The 439-nt window shown below is 63.6% G+C and carries 1 protein-coding gene; it reads right to left on the bottom strand.

Annotated elements, in window-relative coordinates; all coding sequences use genetic code 11:
* A partial coding sequence (locus D7X55_RS45155; RefSeq protein ID WP_233610461.1) for a hypothetical protein occupies positions 1-358 on the bottom strand: 358 nt, incomplete at its 3' end.
* Between the last annotated feature and the right edge of the window lie 81 nt (positions 359-439).

Consider the following 439-nt stretch of genomic DNA (forward strand, 5'->3'; position numbering starts at 1 on the left):
TCCGTGCAGCGCAGAAGCTCAACGCCTTGGGCGATGCTGCGATCGAGGCCGCTGAAAAAAACTGACGAGCCGGCCTGAGCGCCGGCTTCAGTTTCGGATCGCGTGGCGCCTCGGCTTCCAGCATCCTGACCAGATGCTGGCGGGGATGGACTCCCGCCAGCTGACGGAGATGTACGCATTCGCCCGTATAGAACCGCTGGACCAGCCCCTCCAGGACATGCTGGCCCAGCTGACCGACGTACTGGCCCGGGTCCATGGTAATGAGACCAGCCCGAGGGACTTCCTGCTGGTCCGCGAGGCCCGGCCACCGGTTGATGAAGGTGCGGCCCGCGCCCAGCGGATTGCTGAGCTGTTCCAAGCTGCTGCCGCGAAGAACACGGTCAATTGAGGGTGTGGAAAGAATCCCTACCTCTGCCCGGTTCGCATGTAACGTTTCGCC

The sequence above is a fragment of the Corallococcus sp. AB049A genome (assembly GCF_003668885.1).
GTDB classification, from domain to species: Bacteria; Myxococcota; Myxococcia; order Myxococcales; family Myxococcaceae; genus Corallococcus; species Corallococcus interemptor.